The sequence below is a fragment of the Pseudidiomarina terrestris genome, assembly GCF_030466405.1.
GTDB classification, from domain to species: domain Bacteria; phylum Pseudomonadota; class Gammaproteobacteria; order Enterobacterales; family Alteromonadaceae; genus Pseudidiomarina; species Pseudidiomarina terrestris.
In genome coordinates this window covers 1-1212 of the sequence record NZ_JAGGJF010000013.1, presented here as the reverse complement: position 1 = coordinate 1212, position 1212 = coordinate 1, and the positions used below count along the sequence as shown (strand labels likewise).

Annotated in this window: 1 protein-coding gene; it reads right to left on the bottom strand. The window is 49.2% G+C overall.

The genetic code is table 11. The features are described 5' to 3' along the window. Nucleotides 1-47: 47 nt before the first annotated feature. A protein-coding gene (locus tag J6J34_RS12435; protein WP_301722217.1) for an IS3 family transposase occupies nucleotides 48-1138 on the bottom strand; the annotation gives its coding sequence in 2 pieces (ribosomal slippage) (nucleotides 48-889 and nucleotides 889-1138; 1092 coding nt in all). Between the last annotated feature and the right edge of the window lie 74 nt (nucleotides 1139-1212).

Genomic DNA, 1212 nt, shown 5'->3' with positions numbered 1-1212 from the left:
TGACAGGCCCCCATTATTAGAACCACTCCCTGAATGAATTGAGCTGTTCAATTTTCAATGGATGCCACGAACTGCAAGGGTGGCAGGTTATTTAAAGCCCGATGAGGTCGACTCTTGTTATAGTCATCCCGCCAAGCTTCGATTTTTAATTTAGCATCGGTTAGCGATTCGAACCAGTGACAGTTAAGGCACTCATCCCGAAAACTGCCGTTCAGTGACTCGATATAGGCATTATCTGTTGGCTTACCAGGACGCGAGAACGCTAGCGTTACCTTGTTGGTATAAGCCCAAAGGTCAGTCATTTGTCCTGCAAATTCGCTGCCATTATCGCAATGAATACGGTTTGGTGCGCCTCGTTCTCGACAAAGTCGCGTCAATGTTGCAACCACATTCTCTGAGCGTAATTGAACTCCGATATCGGCTGCCAAACACTCTCGCGTATAGGTGTCGACAACTGTCAGAATACGAAACTTGTTCCCGGTAGACAGCTGGTCGGCAACAAAGTCCATCGCCCATGCCTCATTCGGTCGTGTACTTGGTACATAGTCGCGTTTTCGATGTGCGCCACTGACGTTGCGCCGCGGCCGTTTGGGGCGTAACTGAAGTCCTTCTAGACAATACAGGCGATGAACGCGTTTCTTATTCACGTGAATACCTTCGCGTTTTAACATCACATGAATACGCTTGTAACCGTATCGCACGCGGGCTCTAGCTATCGCCACGATCTTCTGGCGGAGCGCCTCCTGAGGCTCCGAGCGAGGCTTATAACGGCAAGCCGTGCGACTTAGTCCTGTTAACGCACATGCTCTTCGTTCACTGATGCGGTAGAGGCTGATTAAGTGGCGCACCGCCTTACGACGCTGCGGTACGCTTACCACTTTCGGGTATTGAGATCTTGCAACATAACTTTATCAAGGGTTAGATCCGCAACAATCCGTTTGAGCTTCTCATTCTCTTCTCGTAGCTGCTTGAGTTCTCGAACTTGATCAGATTCAAGCCCAGCGTATTTCTTTTTCCAAGCATAGAAAGTGCCCTCGGCAATCCCCATTTTCCGAGCGATCTCGGCGATGGATAAGCCAGCTTCGTGCTGTTTTATAGCGGAAACGATCTGCTCGACTGAAAAACGTTTTGATTTCATGACGTGGCCCTCGTAAGGTCTTTATCATGCCCAAATTCATCGTCCTTGTGGATCTTTTTCTTGGGGGACCGTCA